Annotated in this window: 23 protein-coding genes and 1 other RNA gene; 11 read left to right on the forward strand and 13 right to left on the reverse strand. The window is 37.8% G+C overall.

All coding sequences use genetic code 11. The features are described from left to right. Window positions 1–6: 6 nt before the first annotated feature. Window positions 7–1,650: a hypothetical protein gene (locus HMPREF0013_RS10720; protein WP_002117761.1), complete on the forward strand. Its 1,644-nt coding sequence runs from the start codon at window positions 7–9 to the stop codon at window positions 1,648–1,650. Further along, window positions 1,650–2,393, forward strand: a complete 744-nt coding sequence (nudC, locus tag HMPREF0013_RS10725) for an NAD(+) diphosphatase (protein WP_005070517.1) — start codon at window positions 1,650–1,652, stop codon at window positions 2,391–2,393. The genes HMPREF0013_RS10720 and nudC overlap by 1 nt, the downstream gene beginning before the upstream one ends. A gap of 28 nt (window positions 2,394–2,421) precedes the next feature. Here the strand turns inward: nudC and HMPREF0013_RS10730 are convergent, their stop codons facing one another. The 3 genes from HMPREF0013_RS10730 to HMPREF0013_RS10740 form a co-directional block, all read right to left on the reverse strand. Further along, the gene (locus HMPREF0013_RS10730; RefSeq protein ID WP_002117650.1) at window positions 2,422–3,285 is read right to left on the reverse strand and encodes an alpha/beta hydrolase; all 864 of its coding nucleotides are present in this window, start codon (window positions 3,283–3,285) and stop codon (window positions 2,422–2,424) included. Window positions 3,286–3,288: 3 nt separating this feature from the next. Then, window positions 3,289–3,996 (reverse strand): BON domain-containing protein, encoded by a 708-nt coding sequence (locus HMPREF0013_RS10735; protein ID WP_002117601.1) that lies wholly within the window; start codon window positions 3,994–3,996, stop codon window positions 3,289–3,291. 79 nt (window positions 3,997–4,075) lie between these two features. Beyond that, the gene (locus HMPREF0013_RS10740; RefSeq protein WP_002117648.1) at window positions 4,076–4,477 is read right to left on the reverse strand and encodes a YraN family protein; all 402 of its coding nucleotides are present in this window, start codon (window positions 4,475–4,477) and stop codon (window positions 4,076–4,078) included. Window positions 4,478–4,686: 209 nt separating this feature from the next. Here HMPREF0013_RS10740 and rsmI point away from each other — a divergent pair, with 209 nt between their 5' ends. Then, the gene (gene rsmI, locus HMPREF0013_RS10745; protein ID WP_002117498.1) at window positions 4,687–5,523 is read left to right on the forward strand and encodes a 16S rRNA (cytidine(1402)-2'-O)-methyltransferase; all 837 of its coding nucleotides are present in this window, start codon (window positions 4,687–4,689) and stop codon (window positions 5,521–5,523) included. Between the two features lie 99 nt (window positions 5,524–5,622). After that, entirely contained in the window at window positions 5,623–6,009 is a 387-nt protein-coding gene (locus HMPREF0013_RS10750) for a hemin receptor (protein ID WP_002117574.1), read from the forward strand. 2 nt (window positions 6,010–6,011) lie between these two features. Here the strand turns inward: HMPREF0013_RS10750 and HMPREF0013_RS10755 are convergent, their stop codons facing one another. Then, window positions 6,012–6,902 carry a LysR family transcriptional regulator ArgP gene (locus HMPREF0013_RS10755; RefSeq protein WP_002117793.1) on the reverse strand — a complete coding sequence of 297 codons (891 nt, stop codon included), beginning with the start codon at window positions 6,900–6,902 and terminating at the stop codon, window positions 6,012–6,014. 105 nt (window positions 6,903–7,007) lie between these two features. Between HMPREF0013_RS10755 and HMPREF0013_RS10760 the strand changes: the two genes are divergently transcribed. Beyond that, window positions 7,008–7,610, forward strand: a complete 603-nt coding sequence (locus HMPREF0013_RS10760; protein WP_002117603.1) for a LysE/ArgO family amino acid transporter — start codon at window positions 7,008–7,010, stop codon at window positions 7,608–7,610. A gap of 55 nt (window positions 7,611–7,665) precedes the next feature. On the opposite strand, the gene HMPREF0013_RS10765 is transcribed toward HMPREF0013_RS10760, so the two are convergent. Then, the gene (locus tag HMPREF0013_RS10765) at window positions 7,666–8,307 is read right to left on the reverse strand and encodes a cation transporter (RefSeq protein ID WP_005802881.1); all 642 of its coding nucleotides are present in this window, start codon (window positions 8,305–8,307) and stop codon (window positions 7,666–7,668) included. A gap of 65 nt (window positions 8,308–8,372) precedes the next feature. Between HMPREF0013_RS10765 and HMPREF0013_RS10770 the strand changes: the two genes are divergently transcribed. After that, window positions 8,373–8,774, forward strand: a complete 402-nt coding sequence (locus HMPREF0013_RS10770; RefSeq protein WP_002117526.1) for a MerR family transcriptional regulator — start codon at window positions 8,373–8,375, stop codon at window positions 8,772–8,774. Between the two features lie 38 nt (window positions 8,775–8,812). Here HMPREF0013_RS10770 and HMPREF0013_RS10775 read toward each other — a convergent pair whose 3' ends face one another. The 5 genes from HMPREF0013_RS10775 to HMPREF0013_RS10795 all read right to left on the reverse strand — a co-directional run bounded on the left by HMPREF0013_RS10775 (window position 8,813) and on the right by HMPREF0013_RS10795 (window position 13,760). Beyond that, entirely contained in the window at window positions 8,813–9,064 is a 252-nt protein-coding gene (locus HMPREF0013_RS10775) for a hypothetical protein (RefSeq protein ID WP_002117665.1), read from the reverse strand. A gap of 207 nt (window positions 9,065–9,271) precedes the next feature. Then, a complete protein-coding gene (locus HMPREF0013_RS10780) occupies window positions 9,272–10,504 on the reverse strand; it encodes an FAD-dependent monooxygenase (RefSeq protein ID WP_005802884.1) in 1,233 nt (410 codons plus the stop codon). Next, window positions 10,501–11,709, reverse strand: a complete 1,209-nt coding sequence (gene ubiH / locus HMPREF0013_RS10785; protein ID WP_005802886.1) for a 2-octaprenyl-6-methoxyphenyl hydroxylase — start codon at window positions 11,707–11,709, stop codon at window positions 10,501–10,503. Before ubiH ends, HMPREF0013_RS10780 begins: the two co-directional genes overlap by 4 nt. Before the next feature lie 31 nt (window positions 11,710–11,740). Next, window positions 11,741–13,063, reverse strand: coding sequence for a Xaa-Pro aminopeptidase (pepP, locus tag HMPREF0013_RS10790; RefSeq protein ID WP_005802888.1), 1,323 nt, complete (start codon window positions 13,061–13,063; stop codon window positions 11,741–11,743). Window positions 13,064–13,130: 67 nt separating this feature from the next. Further along, entirely contained in the window at window positions 13,131–13,760 is a 630-nt protein-coding gene (locus HMPREF0013_RS10795) for a UPF0149 family protein (RefSeq protein ID WP_005802891.1), read from the reverse strand. 64 nt (window positions 13,761–13,824) lie between these two features. On the opposite strand from HMPREF0013_RS10795, the gene HMPREF0013_RS10800 reads away from it, so the two are divergent. The 3 genes from HMPREF0013_RS10800 to ssrS all read left to right on the forward strand — a co-directional run bounded on the left by HMPREF0013_RS10800 (window position 13,825) and on the right by ssrS (window position 15,044). Further along, complete coding sequence (locus HMPREF0013_RS10800) at window positions 13,825–14,385, forward strand: hypothetical protein (protein ID WP_002117619.1); 561 nt, start codon at window positions 13,825–13,827, stop codon at window positions 14,383–14,385. Beyond that, window positions 14,382–14,666, forward strand: coding sequence for a cell division protein ZapA (locus HMPREF0013_RS10805; protein WP_002117766.1), 285 nt, complete (start codon window positions 14,382–14,384; stop codon window positions 14,664–14,666). The genes HMPREF0013_RS10800 and HMPREF0013_RS10805 overlap by 4 nt, the downstream gene beginning before the upstream one ends. A gap of 193 nt (window positions 14,667–14,859) precedes the next feature. Continuing rightward, a non-coding RNA gene (gene ssrS, locus HMPREF0013_RS24450) (6S RNA) lies at window positions 14,860–15,044 on the forward strand. Between the two features lie 141 nt (window positions 15,045–15,185). Here ssrS and HMPREF0013_RS10810 read toward each other — a convergent pair. The 3 genes from HMPREF0013_RS10810 to HMPREF0013_RS10815 form a co-directional block, all read right to left on the reverse strand. Beyond that, window positions 15,186–15,506, reverse strand: a complete 321-nt coding sequence (locus tag HMPREF0013_RS10810; protein ID WP_005802895.1) for a hypothetical protein — start codon at window positions 15,504–15,506, stop codon at window positions 15,186–15,188. A gap of 93 nt (window positions 15,507–15,599) precedes the next feature. Beyond that, the gene (locus HMPREF0013_RS24455) at window positions 15,600–15,713 is read right to left on the reverse strand and encodes a hypothetical protein (protein ID WP_002117788.1); all 114 of its coding nucleotides are present in this window, start codon (window positions 15,711–15,713) and stop codon (window positions 15,600–15,602) included. Between the two features lie 112 nt (window positions 15,714–15,825). Next, on the reverse strand, window positions 15,826–16,170 hold the full coding sequence (locus HMPREF0013_RS10815; RefSeq protein WP_005802897.1) for a hypothetical protein: 345 nt from the start codon (window positions 16,168–16,170) through the stop codon (window positions 15,826–15,828). Between the two features lie 223 nt (window positions 16,171–16,393). Here HMPREF0013_RS10815 and HMPREF0013_RS10820 point away from each other — a divergent pair, with 223 nt between their 5' ends. Both HMPREF0013_RS10820 and lon read left to right on the forward strand, forming a co-directional pair. Further along, window positions 16,394–16,978 (forward strand): 5-formyltetrahydrofolate cyclo-ligase, encoded by a 585-nt coding sequence (locus HMPREF0013_RS10820; protein WP_005802899.1) that lies wholly within the window; start codon window positions 16,394–16,396, stop codon window positions 16,976–16,978. Window positions 16,979–17,423: 445 nt separating this feature from the next. Next, a complete protein-coding gene (gene lon / locus HMPREF0013_RS10825) occupies window positions 17,424–19,853 on the forward strand; it encodes an endopeptidase La (protein ID WP_002117591.1) in 2,430 nt (809 codons plus the stop codon). The last annotated feature ends 84 nt before the right edge of the window (window positions 19,854–19,937 follow it).

Below are 19,937 nucleotides of genomic sequence, written 5' to 3' on the forward strand. Positions count from 1 at the left end.
ACGTTTATGTCTGAGCATACGTCGATTCATTTCGATCCAACAGCTTTACTCATCATTAAACATGAAATTGATCGTTCAATAAAACTGGTAGAAGGTGCGGTAAGTACCTTAATTGAAGAACAAACTCTCCCTTTTGGTATTGATGATGCATTAGAACAGTTTAAACAATGCACTCAAGTTCTACGTTTAATTGACGTTCCTTATCTTGCAAAAATCACTCAGTATTCAACTGAGTTGATGCAAAAAATTATTGCAAATCCAGCACAAATTAATACTGATGATGTCGTTGCCCTAAGCGAAGGCACGACCATGGTAAAGCGTTATATTGAATTTATCTGTTTGCGTGAAATACAAGTTCCACAATTTCTTCTTACGACTTTAAATAATTTAGAATTAGCTTTAAATAAGCCTCTAACTACATCGGGACAAGCTATTGTCCCTTTACTTGCAAATACTTCGCTTGAACTACCCTTGCCTGAAATATTAATTAAGGAAAAAACTCAATTCATCCATCAACTCTACAAACTCTCTCTACACCAATTTTTAAAAAAGACAGCCTCAGCTCAGAATTTTCAAGCCTTTAAACTTATTGCAACCTATTTGGTCAGCATGGCGAATACTCAGCCAAGCCAAAAATATTGGCAGCTCGTCAATTACGCTTTTAACCATATTGATGACCTCCTTTTAAATGATTCACGCCTACGTGTACTGATTAATATTGAAAGTCATATTGCTCTATTTTTGGCAGCACCCGAAAGTTTTCAACCTAATTTAGCGGCATTCGCAGATATTTTAAGTATTGTCATCGCTCAAGAAGATGAGATTGCTCACCTTATTCGTAACCAAATTCATATTGGTGATGAAACACCGACTGATACTCAATTACTCGTTTTAAGTCGCCATCTCTTTGGTCCTGACTTTGACACGATGCACACAGTCAGCCAATTAATCTTGGATGAAATGAATAAGGTACGAAACGATATTGAATACAACTACCAAAACATGTCGCCTGAAAAAGCACAGCAGCTACAAACAAGCCTTTTGCAGTTAGCTTATACCTTTAAACTCCTAAACCTTGATGAAGCCGCATCTGCTCTTTCTCAACAAGCCAGCAGTTTAAGTCAACTTAACATTTTAAGTGATGAAAACTATGCTCAGCAGCTGATGAACAGCATTTTATCTGCCATGAACTCAATTGGTATTTTGGTACGCAATTACACGTCAAATCGTCTACAACTTAGCGTGAATAATACGGCTATTTCTTTAGATCGCCTTGATGAAGCTCATCAGACTTTGCTTACCGAGACAAAAAATTTAATTGATTTTATCTGTCAGAGTCTTACGTTGTATGCCAATGATCAGACACAAAATATTGAAGCGATTGCAGGTTCATTAAAAGAGTTAGCAGGTGCAGCCGAATTTTTAGGAAGCACGACGCAACAACATGCTTTACTCCAAACTGCCCAATTTATTCAAGAGCAACTTGAACAAAGCCAGCCTTTTAATACAGACCAAATTCACTGTATTTTTAACGTATTGGCAGGCATTGACATGTTAGTTGACAATTTAAAAAATAAACAACCTGTTCTACAATCCATGTTTAATGTAGCATTGTCGAGTAGTCAACAACTTCAAAAAAAGGCAGCTTAATGTCTGAATTATCACTTGCTTATATTTTCCATCATCAACAATTACTGGTTGACCAGAATCTCCAACTACCCAAAGTCGAAAAGTTAGCAAGTGATTTACTTTTCACTCATGATGAGCAAGTCATTGCACGTGACTTGCTTGCTGAGGAACCTATCCCCGAAGGCTTACAACTTGTCCCAATTCGCCAGCTTATTACCAGCTGGTCGAAAGAACAGTTTTTGCAGGCAAGCCGTGCTGTTCAATTACTTGAATGGCGACGTAACCATAAGTTTTGTAGCCACTGTGGACATCCGACAGAAGTTCATCCAACCGAATATGCAATGGTATGCCCTTCTTGTCGCTACCACCAATATCCTCGTGTAAACCCTTGCATTATTACCGTCATTACTCGTGGTGATGATGAAATCTTGCTGGCTAAATCAGTTCATAACAAAACCAATATGTATGGTTTGATTGCAGGTTTTGTTGAGGTGGGCGAAACACTTGAAGAGGCAGTACAACGTGAAGCCTTTGAAGAAGTCGGTTTAAAACTTAAAAATATTCAGTATATGTCCAGCCAGCCTTGGCCATTCCCAAGTAACCTTATGGTGGCATTTCGGGCAGAATATGAGTCGGGTGAAATTAAGCTTCAAGAAGAAGAAATTGCAGATGCCCAATTTTTCAAAATTGATCAATTACCTGAGATTCCGTTTAAAGGAAGTATTGCTCATTCAATGATTATGCAGATTACCCAAGCTGGGTAATCTGCCGTGTTTTAAACGAGACTCTCGTTTAAAACACTTCTTCGAGAAAATGTAAGATCGTTCTTTTCGTTCTGAAATAGTGGCTAATAAAGCTAGAAAGACTGGCCAAAATTGTAATATGTCCAGTTTTAGGAATCACAGCGATATGGCTGTGATTTCCACTCTGTCTTAAAGCCCGATCCAAATCCAACGTATTTTCTTTACCGACAAGCTGATCATTTTCAGCCATGAGCAAGTAATGTTTAATACTATTTTGATTGACGAAATAGTATGGCATCACCTCTTGATAAGAAATACTTTGATCAAAAGCATCTTCTGCAAGTGGATCACCCTTATAATCAAAATGATAAGGTCCAGCTAAACCAAAAATCGCCTTAATATTACCTAAACATTGAATAGGATTTGGTTTTGGGTGATAAACAGCAGACATTACATTAAATGCTCCTGCCGAATGTCCCATAAGCACAACATTTTCTGTAGAAATTTCTAGTTTGTCTTGGTTTTGATGTAAATAATTCAATGCCTGAGTCAGGTCATCAACAAAACTCGGAAAAATATTTTTAGGAGCTAATTGATAGTTGATAACTGCAACGTCATAGCCTTCTTTAGCAAACGTCTCACCAATAAAAAGATAATCTCGCTTATTACCATGTTGCCAAGCACCACCATGTACAAAAACAATAAGAGGCTGATGTGCTAGTTTTTTAACAGATCGATAAATATCCAAACGGTGACGCGGCTTTAGACCATAACGTACATTTGCGACCTGTTCAAAACCATCTTTTGGCGTAAAACGGTTTAAAGCAAAACTCCCCAAATCATAAAGGCGGAACTCTTTATAAAGAGTTCGCGCCTGTTCAATTTTACTTTGTAGTTGTTCAATCAGATTCATATATTACTGTGCATTCGAAGCTGGATCTGTTTGGTCAGGATCAATTGCAACAGGAGTTTGAACTGTTGGTTGAGCAATGACGTTATTAATAATTGGTGTAGTCGTTGCACTAGCAGTACTCGCCGCTGGCGCAGGTGCTAAATCAACGTTATCAATGAGTGTCACAATTTTGGTCACGTTACCAACATTTTGAAGCACATTATTTAAATCATTAATTTCAGCTGTATTTAAACGGCCCATCACATATAAAACACCATCTTCGGTATGGACAAGTACTTTACTGTCCGATACAACTGGCGCTTTCATTAAAAGAGCACGTGTATTTGCAGTTACACCAGCATCTTGCATGATCGTGTTATAGCTGACCTTATTACCCACGGTAATGTAGTTATGTACAGCTTTTACATCACTCATGGCTTTAAGATTGTCTTCTGCCAATTGTTTCAAGTATGGGTCTGGCACTTGTCCTGTTAATAAAACAGTACTATGGAAACTTTCGATATTAATACGTGATTGTTTAAAACGCTGATCAAGCTTATAGAGGTTAATATTCGCTGTACGTTTAATTGAAGAATCAATGAATACCTGACCTAAGCTACGTACACCACTATCTGTTCCGACTGGAGCTGTACCTGTTCCACCAGAAATAAAACTTGCGCAACCTGACAAACTTGCGACACAAAGCGCTGTTACAGCAATACGTTTCAACACTCCACCAGACTCCTATCAATCTCTTCTTGGCTTGATCATAAAACATCGGTTTTAATTTGCTCAAAAGAGTAATGAACTCTTAATCCAAAGTAAATGCATTTTCGATCCATTGCAGATCATAATGGAAATTTGAAAAGTCTTGCTGTACTGTTTTTGCAATTTTCTGTGGAAAATCAAAACAAATCACATCAAAACGACAATAAAAATCCTGATAAGATGGGTAGCGCTGTAAAAAATGCATCGCGGTTTTAATAATTTTCTTCTGCTTTGTTCTTGTCACCATTTCACAAGCCTGTCCATAATTTCCTATAGTACGCGCCTTTACCTCAACAAAAACCAGCTCTTGCCCTCTTTTAACAATCAAATCCACTTCACCACGGCGTGAATGGTAATTACTGGTTACCCATACATAGTTTTGCTTTTGCAACAGGTTTAAAGCCGTTTGCTCTGCCCATTTACCCAACTGCTGCGCTAATAGCATTCTTATCTTCCCCAAATTAAAAGTAGCACCACAGATTTTGATGCTTAAATTATTTCGTTAAATCCACCCGTACTTTCTGATCTAAATTGAACAAATGAAAATCAGATCATTTTGGAAAAGCAAAGGTTGGCAGACTTTGTTCACGCCCAAATCATAATTTCGGGTAAACTACCCCATTAAAATTGTTTATCTGTACGGAGTAAAACCAAATGAGTGCTCAGTTATTCGTTGTAGCCACCCCAATCGGGCACTTAGATGATATGACTTTCCGTGCAATTGATATTTTAAAATCAGTTTCTATTGTAGCTGCCGAAGATACGCGTCAATCAGCACAATTATTTAAGCACTATAATATATCGACTCAACTTACTGCATGTCATGATCACAATGAAAGTAATAAAATTGAGCAGTTAGTTCAAAAATTACTTGCAGGCGATGATATTGCTTTAATTAGTGATGCAGGTACGCCGCTTATTAGTGACCCTGGTTTTAAGTTAGTTCGAGCTGCTCAAGAACATGGTATTAGGGTTGTTCCCGTGCCTGGCGCATGTGCTGCGATTGCCGCTTTAAGTGCAGTAGGTCTACCGAGTGATCGTTTTAGTTTTGAAGGATTTTTGCCATCAAAAGCTTCTCAACGTATTTCTCAATTAGAAAAACTCAAAAATGAAACTCAGACCTTAATTTTTTATGAAGCGCCCCACCGTATTTTAGAGTGTGTAAAAAATATGGCTGAGGTATTTGGTGAAGATCGACCTGTAGGTTTCGCACGTGAAATTACCAAAACTTTTGAAACCATCAAAAAAATGACTTTAAAAGATTTGGTCAGTTTTATTGAAAATGATCACAACCAAGAAAAAGGCGAAATTGTTCTTGTAATTGGCGGCGCACCAGAAAAAACAGATCTGGAACAAGAAAAACTAGATGAGCTTTTAAAGCGCTTACTTCAAGATTTATCTGTTAAAGCGGCATCTCAACTAGCTGCTGATTTAACAGGAGTTAAGAAAAAAGTCGCTTATCAACGTGCGCTTGAGTTAACACAATCTTAATCTTTTGATTAAGCACAGTGATGAACAATAAATAGCCTTCATCATCACTGTGCATGAATTTTGCATAATAATATTAAAGATAAAAATAAGAGTATTTACATGATTGAACAGCTTGGAAAGCTTGGGCCGCATGAAGAGTGTGAACTAGAATTACTACTTTCAGGCGAGAAACCTATCGCTTTGTTTTATGATCTACTACCTACCGAGTTTTTAGAGCATCTCGAGCAAGGTACTTTATCTATGCTGAGTAAAGACATTGAAACCTCTTTACCTTTACCATTTTCAATTATGCTGATCTATAAAAATGCTCCTTTAGCAGATTTAAATGAACTTGTGTTATGTATTGAAAAATCACTAAAGGAGACTCAACTCGAAGATCGCTTAGAACTTGACCGTAGAATCGGACAACTTTTAGGTTACTCAACACAAGATATAGAGTTTTATATTCAGCATGTTTCAAATTTTTATGCCCGCTCACGGACTTAAATTTATCTCAATATCTTTTTTGCTGACTGAACAATTGTTTCAGTTAATACGTCAAGTTGCTGCGACTGTCTTTTCCAGTGGTGCCAATATAAAGGAACATCAAGTTGGGCTTCAGGCATAATATCAACAAGTGTTCCATTTTCGAGTAATGGTTGAACTTGAAGTTCGGGCACCATGCCATAGCCTAAACCTAATTGAATTGCTTTAACGAAAGCATCAGTTGCTGGAATAAAACTATAAGGATAACTTTGCATCGGTAAACCGTATCCTTTTAATAGAACCTCTGAATGCATTAAATCTTTATGGTTAAAAATAACTGCTGGCGTTTTTCTTAATGTGTCTCTATTCACTCCAGCACTAAACCATTTATTTGCAAAATCAGCAGAAGCCAACATTTTATAACGCATTTTTCCTAGTGGTTGAGCTAAACAACCCGACATGACCTGCTCTTCTGCCGAAATACAGGCATTGACTTTTCCTGTCTCCAGAAGAGTGTGCGTGTGAGATTGATCATCAATTTTTAGTTCTAATACTATTTTTTCTTTAAAAAGCGTTTGCTGAATATTTGGTAAAAGCCAAGTAGCTAATGAATCTGCATTTGAAGCCAAAGCAATTTTATAAAATTCGGATTCAGATGATTTTCCCATTAAACCTTGTAATAAATTTTGCTCCATTAACCTCGTATGACGTAAATGTTGTAATAAAGTTTGCCCTGCTTGAGTGAGCACACACGGGCGCCCCCGTATAATTAGAATTTGTCCTAAATACTTTTCTAAAGCCTGTACGCGTAACGAAACTGCAGAAGGCGTAATATATAAATGCTCTCCTGCCGCATCAAAACTTCCCAATTCTGCTACTGCAAGAAAGGCTTCACATTGTTTGCTATCTAACATATAAAACCTAAATTTTTTTTAGCTAAACCTAAATATTCTTAATTTTACTTATTTCTTAATAAAAAGTCAGATAATTCCCACATCTGATTTTTTCACCTTATTGTTATGTTCTCTCTTAGTATATTTTTTAAAGGTTTCGGGATTGGCAGTGGGCTTATCGTAGCAATTGGAGCTCAAAATGCTTTTGTCCTAAAACAAGGACTTAAACAGCAATATGTATTTTGGTTGTGTTTAATCTGCGCTCTGTCCGACTCAATTTTAATTGCCTGTGGTGTATTAGGCTTTGCCGAAATCATGACGGCATCACCTATCTTAATTACCGTAGCTAAATATTTAGGGGCAACGTTTTTATTAGTTTACGGTGCCAAAGCATTTTATGCTGCATTTAAGACTACCCAAAGTATGGACCTTGATAGCAGTCAAAAACAAACATTAACTCAAGCATTAGTGACCTGTCTTGCCTTTACTTGGCTTAATCCTCATGTCTATTTAGACACTATTGTTCTGATTGGTTCAGTTGCAACTCAGCTTGAAGATAAAGTGAGTTTTGCTTTGGGCAGCATTCTTGCCTCTTGGGTTTTCTTTTTTAGTCTGGGCTATGGTGCAAGATTATTAAAGCCACTATTTACCAATCCCAAAGCTTGGAAAATTTTAGATTTCATTATTGGTTGCGTTATGTGGAGTATCGCTATAACCCTCTTGTTTTAACGGCTTAAAATTAAAAAAGGATCATAAAAAGATCCTTTTTTATTACTCTTTAGTATTACGCTTCACTGGCAACTATAACTCTTGCCTGTTTTCTTTCTTGTTGTGACTGTTTTATAACAGCATAGCCAGAAGATACACCCAAGTATGCAATGACAAAGGCAACAAATAAATCGGGAAATACACTGCCTGTTCCAAATACCCCAACCGCCGCTAAAATTACAGCAATATTAGCAATTGAGTCATTTCTACTGCACAACCAAACAGAGCGCATGTTGGCATCACCATCACGGAATGCATAAAGCATAAGCGCCACAGAAACGTTAGCAATTAGAGCCATTACACCAATTGCCCCCATCACCATTGGTTCGGGTGAAACACCATAAAAATACGACCAGACCACTTTCGCAATGACAAAAACACCGAAAGCCGCCATCGTTATTCCTTTAACTAATGCCGCTGTCGCACGCCAATATAAACTCATCGAAAGAACGACTAAAGATAGTGCATAGTTTGCTGCATCTCCGGCGAAGTCCAATGCATCTGCCCAAAGTGAAACAGATTGGGCCTTATAACCTCCCAATATTTCCACCACGAACATTAAGGCATTGATTACAAATGCAATCCATAAAGCTTTTCTAAAACGCGGACTCACTTTCTTTGAAGGAGAACATGTTGAAGCACAACCACATCCAGCCATTTTATTTCCTCAAAAACTCTTTTATAGTGATTAAAAACCCTCGAGTAGCTCCAGAGTCAAGTCTTATGAGTTTTTCTATTGGTCAATTATCAAAAAAAGCGGATATTCCAATTGATACGATCCGTTATTACGAAAAAGTAGGTGTGCTGGACCGTATTCAGCGCTCAGAAAATAATTATCGTGTTTACACCGAACAAACACTTGCAGACCTTTTATTTATTAAGCATTGCCGTGAATTAAATATTTCACTGAGTGATATTAAAACGTTAAAAGAAATGAAAACTCAGCCTAAACAGGCCTGCACAGAAATTGATAATTTAGTCGATAAATACTTAAAAGAAGTATCTGAAAAAATCGAACGATTATTACTTTTAAAAGAATCTTTGATTGATTTAAAACAGCATTGCTCTACCAATCGAACAGTAGATGAATGCGGGATCTTGAGAGAGCTTCAAAACTCTCCTTGAAAATAAAAAAAGCATCACTCATGTGATGCTTTTTAGGATTAATGGTCGCTATGTTCATCTGGAGGAACTTCAGTAATTCTCCCCCCTCGAGCTAAAAATGCGGCAACTTCATCTTCCAGCGCTTGGCGCTGTTTTTGCTTAGCAGTCACAGTCAGTGTTTCTGCCTCAGCAATATCAGTATCATTAATACTGCTTGCTTCTTCATCAGCTGCACCGCTTTCAGCTGCCTTCGCTTCATCTTCATCTACAGCAGAATCTTCTGCATCTTCATAATCATTGATATCTGACATTTTTCACTCCCCAGAATGATTTCTATTGCATCATCGCTATGGTTCTAAGACCTCAGAAATTTAGCAATCTCTTTGCATTTAGCAAAGAGCCAAATTGGTCAAATGTGTATCTTTTTCAACCCAATTGGTAATGATATATAAATGATTGTTTAAAAAATATCTACTGATATTTATTTAGACCAGTAGAGCATAAACTTCGTAATTATTTTAACGACTATACTGGGTGTTTTGTAAAGACCCTAAACCGTTTGCTTGTTGCATAAAACGCTCTTTTAAGAAGGAAATTTGTTCAACTTGCTTGAGTCCCACATTCCGAGCCCAGATAAATGGAAATAGCTCACTACTTTCCAACCAGCCAATTGCCGACATGCTATGCATCATTGCGTCATTTTGGCCTTTACGGCGATGCTCATAACGCAACAATGTCTGTTCATTTGCCCATACACCACGCGCTAAATCATGTAGTAATGCATCACAGAGTACAGCCGCATCTAAACAACCAATATTTACGCCTTGTCCAGCAAGTGGATGGATAACATGTGCTGCATCCCCAATTAAAGCTAAACCAGCTTTCACATACTGTTTTGCAGCGCGCGCTTTGAGCGGGAATTGGGCTCTTGAACGTACATCTAATACTTCACCCAACATATGTTGGCTTTCTCGAGTTAAAAGCCGCATAAATTCATGATCGGTTAAAGCAGAATATTCATCGGCATAATCATCAGGTAGTGTCCAGACAATTGACTGCCAGTAGCCATTTTCACTTTCTTCAAGACTAGCCATCGGCAAATAAGCTAAAGGCCCTGTAGGTAAGAAAATTTGACGAGCAACATGATTGTGGGGTTTAGATGTTTTAATGGCACAACTAATCGCTGCCTGCTTGTAATCTAAGACATCTAGATCAATAAAGGCCTGTTCTCGTACAAATGAATTGGCACCATCTGCCCCAATCAGCAGTTTTGTTTTAAGTGTCGTACCATCTGCCAATTGAATATGCCAACACCCAACTCCCTGCTCAATCCGAGTCACGCGAACTTGAGTGCGATAGTCTGTTAACTGCTCAAGCATTTTTTGTTGAATAGCAACATTCAACACACTTGGCTCAACCATAGAACCCAAGGTCTGTTCTGGCATTGGTCTTTGTAAGGACTCGTGACCAAAATTAATTTCACCATAGCCATTCAGATTCCACACTTGCATGCCTGTATATGGCATTTGACGTGCTAGATCATCCCAAACATTAACAGTTTTAAGTAAATGAATGGTCGCTTGGCTCAGTGCTAAAACACGTGGGTTCATCACACTTAGTGTTTTTTCAACATCCAGTACAGGAGCAGCATCAAGCACAGTAGGCTGTACACCACCTTGCGCAAGTAATAAAGCTGTTAAACCACCAACCAGTCCACCACCAACAATGACAACATCTAGTACTTCACTCATGCTTTTAACCCCATTGCATAGTTCGCTACCAGTGGTTTAACACCCGGAATGACATCAAATGCAATTAATCCCGTATTACGAATTAATTTTAATAATGGATTTTGGTTACTAAAACCACGAACCACGGTGTCACAGAACTTAATTACTCGCTGTTGATCTGACAAACGGGCTTGTTCATAAGCCAGTAAATTATCTGGGTTACCAATATCATCAGAAGCGGTTAGCTGATTCACTAAATAACGCACTAAAACATCCGCATCACGTAGACATAGGTTAAAACCTTGTCCTGCAACAGGATGGATTGTATGCGCCGCATTCCCCATTAAAATAACGCGTCCGACTGCTTGTTTATGTGCAAGCACTTGTGAAAGCGGATAACTAAAGCGTTTACCCGTCTTTTCAAATTTACCCGCTCTGTCACCATAAGTTTTTTGCAAAGCATCTAAAAAGTGTTGGTCGTTTTCTTCACCTAACCACTCACCTTCAGTGCCTTTTTTAACAGGCCATACAACCGAACGGCGATATTCGCCCGGTAAAGGCAATAAAGCTAAAGGACCTAATGCGCTAAAACGCTCAAAACCGACTTGTTCATGTGGTTTTGAAGTCTGAACGGTAGTGACAATTGCAACCTGATCATAATCATGAACATCTACACCAACGCCGATAGCCTGACGACAGAAAGAGTCACATCCATCTGCGGCAATTAATAGCTTTGACTCAAGTTTTAAAACTTCATCACCACGCTTGGCCTCAATATGTACTTGCTCAGCATCTTGAGTTAAAGCAGTCACTTGAACGCCATCAATCAGCTCAATCAAAGGCTGCTGACGTACTTGAGTCAATAAAACACGACCGAGCCAAGCATTTTCAATCACCTGCCCAAAGCTTTCGACTTTTTCTTGTTCTGCAATTAATCGTGCCTTACCAAAACTGCCTTGTTCAGTAATGTGAACTTGTAGAATTGGAGTCGCGTGCTGCTGTAATGCATCCCATAACCCCAGCTTCTGATAAATCTGGACGCTACGACGCGATAAAGCCGTATTACGCACATCGAAACTGGAATGATAAGGGGCAACATTTTGATCATCATAGTTTGGGTATTTCACAGCTTCTAACAGCTTTACTGCAATATTAGCCTTCGCCAGCATGAGTGAAAGGCTAAGTCCAACCATTCCCCCACCTACAATAATCACTTGTTGTTGCATCTAGTTGTGCTCCTTTGGCGAATACGTTTAATTATGATTTAGCTTGCGCCATTAAATGTTCAATATCTGCAATATTTTTAACTACATCAGCAGTTAAAACTCGCGGACCTTTTGATGTTGCGACCACATCATCTTCAATACGGATGCCAATACCACGCCATTTTTTATCTACAGTTTCATCGTCTGGTGCAATGTATAGGCCTGGTTCAACGGTAACGACCATACCTTCTTCATATTGACGCCAGTCTTCACCTTTTTTGTAAGACCCGACATCATGTACATCCATTCCTAACCAATGGCCTGTACCATGCATATAAAACTGACGGTATGCTTCAGTTTCGATAAGTTCGTTAATATCACCTTTGAGCAAACCTAACTCAATTAGGCCTTCGGTTAAAATTTTAACGGCTACTTCATGAGGCTCACGGTACGAATTACCAATGCGTACTGCATCAATCGCCGCATATTGAGAAGCCAATACAACTTCATATAATGCTTTTTGTTCAGCACAAAACTTACCATTGACCGGAAAAGTACGGGTAATATCTGACGCATAGAACTCATATTCACATGCAGCGTCAATTAAGACTAAATCACCGTCTTTAAGAGGTTGGTTATTTTCAACATAGTGCAAAATACAGGCATTAGCCCCACCACCAACAATACTGTTATAAGATGGGACACAGCCGTTTTGCCCAAATATATAATTGAGCTCGGCTTCAAGCGCATATTCCATCATACCTGGCCGTACCATCTGCATCGCACGAGTATGTGCCTGAGCACTAATTTTTGAAGCAGTTTGCATCAGCTCAAGTTCTTGTGGTGACTTGATTAAACGCATTTCATCAACAATACGGTCGAGCTGTACCAGTTGAGCTGGAGCACCTTGATGTCGATGCTCAGCATCTGCTTTTTTAATCCACTGGCTCACTCGTGCATCAAACGCAGCATTTTGCCCAATCCGATAATAAAGGCGTTCTTTATTTAATAACTTTTCAATAATTTCTTCATCAAGCAGATCAATTGCATAGGCTTCATCTGCATCATAGTCTTCGATTGCACCGTCAATTCCGGCACGGTAACCATTCCAGATTTCCATCTCGCGGTTACGTTCACGGCAAAAAAGACTATAGCTATAGTCAGTTACATCCTCAAAAGTTTCAATAACTGCAACTGCTTCAGGCTCAGCAAAGCCCGTCAAATAGAAAAAACTACTATCGGCACGGAATTTATAATCCGCATCACGATTACGGTACATCTCCTCACGCGTTGCAATAATTGCAATACTGTTAGGACCCATTTTTTCTGCTAAACGGTCTCTACGATGTTGAAAATCAGCTTGAGGCAATTTCATAATGATCTACTTGATTTAGAATTTTAAAGTCAAAAAATAAAATACAACCAATAACACATCGCCTCAATTAGCTTGGACGATGTGGTGTGAACATTTCTACAATATTCTGATCTGTACCTAGAGCCGCAGTTTTACTTTTTGCATGAAAGTTTTTCAATAATGAACTTTCAGCTACAGTGATTTTTTTTCTGCCAATAGACAAGCTCACAGGGATTAAGCGTACAAATTCATACAATTCTTCGTAACTGCTTTCGCCTTCCTCATCATTGTCAGAATCTTCAAATTCTACTGCAGCAACATCTTGAAGGTGTTCAATCAATTCGCGCTCATCACCACGAACATGACCCGATGCCAAACCAAAGCCTAACACAACACCAGCACACCAATCAGATAATGCTTGCACACGCTCTTGAAGTAAATGTTCATCATCTGGAAGCATTGGTAAATAATCTAATTCATCTTCAGATAAAGCATGAACCACATCTTCTGCTTCGTCAGTCAAAAGCGCTAAAGCATCTTCACTTAACTCTGGCACATTAAGGGTTGTTAAAATTTGTGACCATTCTTCGCGCGTAGGCGCTTCTGTCACACAAACAATACCTGTTAATAGACCATGTAACTCACTAGGGCTTGAAATTTCTTCAATTCCTTCAAAATGAGCGTTCCAATCTGTCCAGCCTGAAATATCGTCTTGCATTCGTTTATCCAATCTCTATACTTTGTATATATTACCTTTGATTGCAATTCTGTGCGACCTCGTTATGTTAGAACAATTACAGCGGCTACAAGCGCATATTAGCGTTTTAAAAACACGCTTACATCATTTAGAGAGTGAACATGCGGCACTCTCGGAAGCTAAAGAACTGGCTGAAACAGAGCATCACGCACAAGTTGTGCAAAAAAATAGTATTATCACTAAAAAACAAGAGGAAATTGAGTCGGTAACTGAGCAACTTTCTCAGTTAAAAGGCCAATTTCAACAATTGAATCAAGATGCTAACACACTTGCCGAACGTTATAGCCGATTAGAAAAAAGTACGACTGATTTGAAAAATCGTTTTCAAGAAATTCTTGCAGAACGAAATGAATTACGTGTTGCAAAAGAGAAGTTACAAGCTCACCAGCGTCAAACCCAACAAGAGCTGCATGATTTACAACAAGATCGTGACCGTTTGTTACAAAAAAATGAGCTTGCCAAATCAAAAGTTGAAGCCATTATTCAGCGTTTAGGAATTTTAGGCACTGCTCAAGATCAACACGCTCAAGAAATCCAGCAACTTGCCCATCCTAATGCTGAAACTGGTGAGGAGATCCAATCATGAGTGAACAAGTCATGGTAGAGCTTAGGCTGATTGAGCAGACTTTTAGACTCGCGACTACCTCAGATAAAAAAGATGAACTTGAACGCGCAGCGCAACTTCTCAATGAGAAATTTAATGACATGCGCCGTAGTGCCCCACGTGTTGAGCACAACAAACTAGTCATTATGGTCGCTCTACAGTTAACTCAAGAAGTGCTAAGCCTTAATAAATCTTTGCAGGAATACACTCACTGTGAACGCCTACTGCAAGCGATTTTAGAAGATGTGGAACAGGTTATTTAAACAAGCTTTGATTACGACAAAATGCCTTGCTCTATAAATCATAGATGCAAGGCTTTTTTTATTTTGACTATCAACTACAGTTGAATATCGTTTTATCTACTTTCAATGTACAAAGCTTCATCAAACGCAAACTAAGTTTACAGTTCCATAGGCTCAAGTGATTGCCAACATAGTTAGATCGGTTATACTTAAGCTATCTCTGGGATGTTCGCCAGCGGGTCTATTCCCCTGCCGATACTTAAACTTATGGATTGCGTTCTGTATATTTAGAGTGTATGCCTACCTTCGAGTAGGAAACCCAGCAAGTATACGTCGCGTCCACCTTGAACTCATCGGGTTCAGGGTAACGACACATGCAGCGGCATCTTCGGAGCATTTATTTTTAATTAAATAATAAAATTCCAAAAATTTATTTCAATTAGCCTTTCAATACAGACCTGTCGGTACGATATTTTTCTCATGCATTCAATAATGCATAACGTTATTATTTTAGAGATGAATTACTCTCTGCCTTCAAAATTACTTTTCTTTTCCACTCAGGCACTCTTGATACCAAGCTGTTTGAAAATCTTCTATCGCTTTTCGTTTAAAGAAGCTGGTCTTGAATACTTCGGTTGAGTAAGCAGAAGTAATTAAATCTTGATAAAGTTGTTTTGCCTTTCGATCTTCAAGACTATTCGCTATATGCTGCAAGTCTTCAGATGGGACTTTTTGTTGACGCGCTTCCATGACAATATAAGAAACTTTCTTTACCACATTACAAATTTCGGGGTCATTTACACTTTCATCGGCATAACAGCTAAAAGCTAAAAAACTAAGAAAAAATAATTTAAATTTCATATACCTACCTTATTTTTATAGCTTTGAATTAATTACAGAATTTTATTATTAATAAAGAAATAGGAAATTGATCCCTATTTCTTTTAAAGGTGTTTATGCTGGATTAATCACATAAAAATAAATAATTAGACCTACTAAAACGGTTGAAGCGATCGTTAAGTATGTACCAACTGTATTAAAACTCTGTAAGAACTTTAAGATTTCCATATCTAAATCCCCTAAACTTTCACTTATAAAGATAGAAGAAAATTTATCACAACCCAATAATGCCAATCAATTCACATTTATCTGATTTTTTGAGATTAAAATCAAAACAAACTTATTGAGTGCATCTAATCGCAAAAGCATCCTTATAGTAGTCCGTTGCACTTTTCAAATCCGATAATAATTTCTCTTCGGTATAAGGTTTAGGCGAAATTTTTATTAAGGCAGGCATATATTGGGTCTTATAAACTTCTGGATAGTCATGACATAAGATTTTGACTTTAACTTCTTGCGGTGTATTCGGGTTATCTAGTTGATCTAAAAACTCTCCTATTTTACGATCTGATTCTTCAAATTGAGCTTTATAGTCAACTTCAGCAGCTTCAGGTTCTGTTTGTTTTGTACACCCACCAAGTAGCAGACTAGCGCTTATTGTAATGGTTAAAATTTTTAACTTCATAGGCTTAACAATTTCACATTCATCCTTTTAAATATTCTTATCTGATTAAATGTAAATAAATACTGGTAATACGTAAAGAAATAGAATTTTTTATCGCTAAAGAAAATACCTTGTATCAAGTAAATTTAAAGTTATTTCTTAATTAGTTCTCTATTTCCATAAATCTTAAGAAAAATAGGTATAATTTTGCTCGACTGATCTCAAATCTTTGTTAGATTTACGCATGAATGAACTTAGTTTTATTAGAAAAAATTTAAGATCTAAAAGACGCTCTTTGTCCCCATTGGAGCAAAAAAAAGCTCAGCTTAATGTTCTCCATCATTTAAACAGTCTTGCTATTTTTCATTCATCAAAAAAAATTGGTTTATATTTACATGCCTTCGGAGAAGTTCATACAGATCTGATCATAAAGTTATGTTTTCAAAAAAATAAACAAGTTTATTTACCTATGATTTGTTCTATAAACCAACGTTTAGTCTGGGTAAGAATATCTAAAAACCAATATGTAAATCGACGTTTTTCTCATCATCCATTGGGTATGAAAGAACCCATGGCAACAAGAGGAAAACATGTATCAAAACTTGATTTACTGTTAATGCCACTTTTAGCTTGTGATCAATACGGTACGCGTATTGGGATGGGAGGGGGCTATTATGACCGTACATTGGCTAGTGCAAAACATAAGCCTTATCGTTTGGGAATGGCTCATCAATTTCAATTTATTGGACATACTTTAAAACGTCAAAGTTGGGATCAACCCTTAGATGCTTTACTCACCCCTCAACATATTTATTATTTTAAAAGATAATATTTATAGAAAATTAAAATTAGTCTTAAGTTTTTAATGCCCCCTAAAATCATAAAAGTAACCACCCTAAGGATGGTTACTTCTACGTGACAGACCGATTTACCAACTTATACTAACACGGCTATTTAATGTTCAATATTAAATAAGTTTTGCATTATTGTTAATTATACAATGCCGACAAATGACATAAGAAAATGGTTATTTTCCATCCAAACGTCTTTTTTACTATATGAATATTTCATAATTATTAAGCTAAATTACCTATCCTTTCTACAAAATTTTATTCTTCTTAAGAATTAATCCATTGATTCATAATATTTTAATAAAAAAGTTGACTAAATTAGTCATTTTTTCCACATTTTCTATAGAGAGGCCCTTGTAATTTTTGAAATACACATCACTATAAAAAACATGGCAACCTCGTTGTCACTCATTAGGAGTGCCCATGTCTGAACTTATTATGAATGAAAAAACTGACTTAGAGCCTCAGGTTCCAAGTGTATTACCACTTTTAGCGTTACGTGATGTAGTGGTCTACCCACACATGCAAATTGCGTTATTCGTGGGTCGTGAAAAATCGATCAATGCAGTTGATGTGGCTCGTAACAGTGACAATTTAGTATTTGTAGTTGCGCAAAAAGATTCGCTTACAGAAGAAATTGATCACGATAACCTTTATCAGTACGGAACTGTCGCTAAGATTGTTCAAGTCGTAAATCATGAGAATGATGAAAACTGCATTAAAGTACTTATTGAAGGTTTACATCGCTCTAAACTTGAAAAGATTATCGATGAAGATAGTCATTTGACTGCTGAACACAGCTTAAGTCCAATGACAATTAACGTAGATAAAGCTACTCAAGAAACTCGTTTGCAAGAGTTGCGTACTTTATTTGCTCAATATGCTGAAGCAAAATTACGTAATGCACGCGAACTCGTTGCTGCGGCTAATAAAATTGAAGACTTGCTACAACTCATGTTCTTCGTAGCAACACGTGTGCCTCTAAATATTGAAATTAAACAGAAGTTTTTAGAGCACGATGAGTTTGAAGCACATTTGCAAGAGCTTATGAGCTACTTGGTAAATCAATCTGCTGAACAGCAAATTGAACAAACTTTGCATGACAGCGTAAAACGTCAAATGGAAAAAAACCAACGTGAATACTTTCTAAATGAAAAAATGAAAGTCATTCAACGTGAACTTTCTGACATGAATGGCGGTGCTGAAGATGACGTTGCTGAAATAGAGAAACGTCTTGCTGAAGCTGATTTACCTGAACACGTACGTAAAAAAGCTGAAGCTGAGTTCCGTAAGCTTAAAGCAATGCAACCAGCGTCTAGTGAAGCAGCTGTTGTACGTAACTATCTAGAAGTAATTTTAGATACGCCGTGGAATAAAGCGAGTAAAGTGAGTATCAACCTTGCGAAAGCACAGGAAATTCTCGATACAGATCACTACGGTTTAGATGACGTAAAAGACCGTATTGTTGAATACCTAGCTGTTCAGTCGCGTGTTAAAAAGCTTAAAGGTCCGATTCTATGTTTAGTAGGCCCTCCTGGTGTAGGTAAAACTTCACTTGGTGAGTCTGTCGCGAAAGCAACAGGTCGTGAATTTGTTCGTATGGCACTTGGTGGTGTACGTGACGAAGCTGAAATTCGTGGTCACCGTCGTACTTATATTGGTGCGATGCCAGGTAAAATTGTGCAATCTTTAACAAAAGTTGGCGTGAAGAACCCATTGTTCTTACTCGACGAAATTGACAAGATGGCGCAAGACTACCGTGGCGATCCTGCTTCTGCATTGCTTGAAGTATTAGATCCATCACAAAACAGTAAGTTCAACGATCACTATTTAGATCTTGATCTTGACCTATCTGAAGTGATGTTCATCTGTACTGCAAACAGTATGAATATTCCAGAAGCCTTGCTTGACCGTATGGAAGTTATTCGTCTACCGGGTTATACCGAAGATGAGAAAGTTAACATTGCTGAACGTTACCTTGTTCCAAAAGCAATTAAGAACAATGGTCTACGTCCAAAAGAATTAACAATTCATGAAGAAGCGATCCGTGACATTGTTCAACGTTATACACGTGAAGCTGGTGTACGTAGTTTAGAACGTGAAGTGTCTAAAATTGCACGTAAAGTGGTAAAAGAAGCAGTAAGTAAAAAGTCTAAAAACTTACAACTTGATGTGACTTCTGCCAATCTTCCAGAATACTTAGGTCCACATAAGTTTGACTTTGGTATCGCAGAAGATGAAGCACAAGTAGGACGCGTAAATGGTCTAGCTTGGACATCTGTAGGTGGTGAGTTACTTACCATTGAAGTTGCAGCTGTCAAAGGTAAAGGTAAATTCATTACGACTGGTTCACTCGGTGACGTAATGAAAGAATCTATTACTACAGCAATGACTTTAGTGCGTACACGTGCCGATGAATTAGGTATTGAAGCTTCTCGTTTTGAAGAAACTGATGTACACGTTCATTTACCTGAAGGTGCAACACCAAAAGATGGTCCATCTGCTGGTTTAGCATTAACAACTGCGCTTGTATCGGCATTTACAGGTATTGCAATTCGTCCTGATATTGCAATGACTGGTGAAACAAGCTTAGGTGGTCGTGCAATGCGTATTGGTGGCTTAAAAGAAAAACTTCTTGCAGCACACCGCGGTGGAATTAAGCTCGTCTTCATTCCTCAAGACAACGTTCGAGACTTAGCAGAAATTCCTGCGAATGTTAAAGAAGGTTTGGAAATCAAAGCTGTGAAAAGTATTGATGACATCTTACCTTTAGCATTAGTTTCGATGCCAAAGCCTTTACCTAAAACACCGATTGTAAAACCGGTGGAAGGTTCAAAAGCAGCACGTCACTAATTAAAAAATAAAAAAGAGAGAGCTTCGGCTCTCTTTTTTTTGTTACACAATTTGATTGAAAAATATCCAACCATCCTCATAATA

The organism is Acinetobacter sp. SH024 (genome assembly GCF_000163635.1).
GTDB lineage: Bacteria > Pseudomonadota > Gammaproteobacteria > Pseudomonadales > Moraxellaceae > Acinetobacter > Acinetobacter pittii.

Bases quoted from the DNA above. Each gene is read 5' to 3' on its own strand.
- HMPREF0013_RS10720 (WP_002117761.1), top strand. From the start codon at position 7: ATGTCTGAGCATACGTCGATTCATTTCGATCCAACAGCTTTACTCATC.
- nudC (WP_005070517.1), top strand. From the start codon at position 1,650: ATGTCTGAATTATCACTTGCTTATATTTTCCATCATCAACAATTACTG.
- HMPREF0013_RS10730 (WP_002117650.1), bottom strand. From the start codon at position 3,285: ATGAATCTGATTGAACAACTACAAAGTAAAATTGAACAGGCGCGAACT.
- HMPREF0013_RS10740 (WP_002117648.1), bottom strand. From the start codon at position 4,477: ATGCTATTAGCGCAGCAGTTGGGTAAATGGGCAGAGCAAACGGCTTTA.
- rsmI (WP_002117498.1), top strand. From the start codon at position 4,687: ATGAGTGCTCAGTTATTCGTTGTAGCCACCCCAATCGGGCACTTAGAT.
- HMPREF0013_RS10750 (WP_002117574.1), top strand. From the start codon at position 5,623: ATGATTGAACAGCTTGGAAAGCTTGGGCCGCATGAAGAGTGTGAACTA.
- HMPREF0013_RS10755 (WP_002117793.1), bottom strand. From the start codon at position 6,902: ATGTTAGATAGCAAACAATGTGAAGCCTTTCTTGCAGTAGCAGAATTG.
- HMPREF0013_RS10760 (WP_002117603.1), top strand. From the start codon at position 7,008: ATGTTCTCTCTTAGTATATTTTTTAAAGGTTTCGGGATTGGCAGTGGG.
- HMPREF0013_RS10765 (WP_005802881.1), bottom strand. From the start codon at position 8,307: ATGGCTGGATGTGGTTGTGCTTCAACATGTTCTCCTTCAAAGAAAGTG.
- HMPREF0013_RS10770 (WP_002117526.1), top strand. From the start codon at position 8,373: ATGAGTTTTTCTATTGGTCAATTATCAAAAAAAGCGGATATTCCAATT.
- HMPREF0013_RS10775 (WP_002117665.1), bottom strand. From the start codon at position 9,064: ATGTCAGATATCAATGATTATGAAGATGCAGAAGATTCTGCTGTAGAT.
- HMPREF0013_RS10780 (WP_005802884.1), bottom strand. From the start codon at position 10,504: ATGAGTGAAGTACTAGATGTTGTCATTGTTGGTGGTGGACTGGTTGGT.
- ubiH (WP_005802886.1), bottom strand. From the start codon at position 11,709: ATGCAACAACAAGTGATTATTGTAGGTGGGGGAATGGTTGGACTTAGC.
- pepP (WP_005802888.1), bottom strand. From the start codon at position 13,063: ATGAAATTGCCTCAAGCTGATTTTCAACATCGTAGAGACCGTTTAGCA.
- HMPREF0013_RS10795 (WP_005802891.1), bottom strand. From the start codon at position 13,760: ATGCAAGACGATATTTCAGGCTGGACAGATTGGAACGCTCATTTTGAA.
- HMPREF0013_RS10800 (WP_002117619.1), top strand. From the start codon at position 13,825: ATGTTAGAACAATTACAGCGGCTACAAGCGCATATTAGCGTTTTAAAA.
- HMPREF0013_RS10805 (WP_002117766.1), top strand. From the start codon at position 14,382: ATGAGTGAACAAGTCATGGTAGAGCTTAGGCTGATTGAGCAGACTTTT.
- HMPREF0013_RS10810 (WP_005802895.1), bottom strand. From the start codon at position 15,506: ATGAAATTTAAATTATTTTTTCTTAGTTTTTTAGCTTTTAGCTGTTAT.
- HMPREF0013_RS24455 (WP_002117788.1), bottom strand. From the start codon at position 15,713: ATGGAAATCTTAAAGTTCTTACAGAGTTTTAATACAGTTGGTACATAC.
- HMPREF0013_RS10815 (WP_005802897.1), bottom strand. From the start codon at position 16,170: ATGAAGTTAAAAATTTTAACCATTACAATAAGCGCTAGTCTGCTACTT.
- HMPREF0013_RS10820 (WP_005802899.1), top strand. From the start codon at position 16,394: ATGAATGAACTTAGTTTTATTAGAAAAAATTTAAGATCTAAAAGACGC.
- lon (WP_002117591.1), top strand. From the start codon at position 17,424: ATGTCTGAACTTATTATGAATGAAAAAACTGACTTAGAGCCTCAGGTT.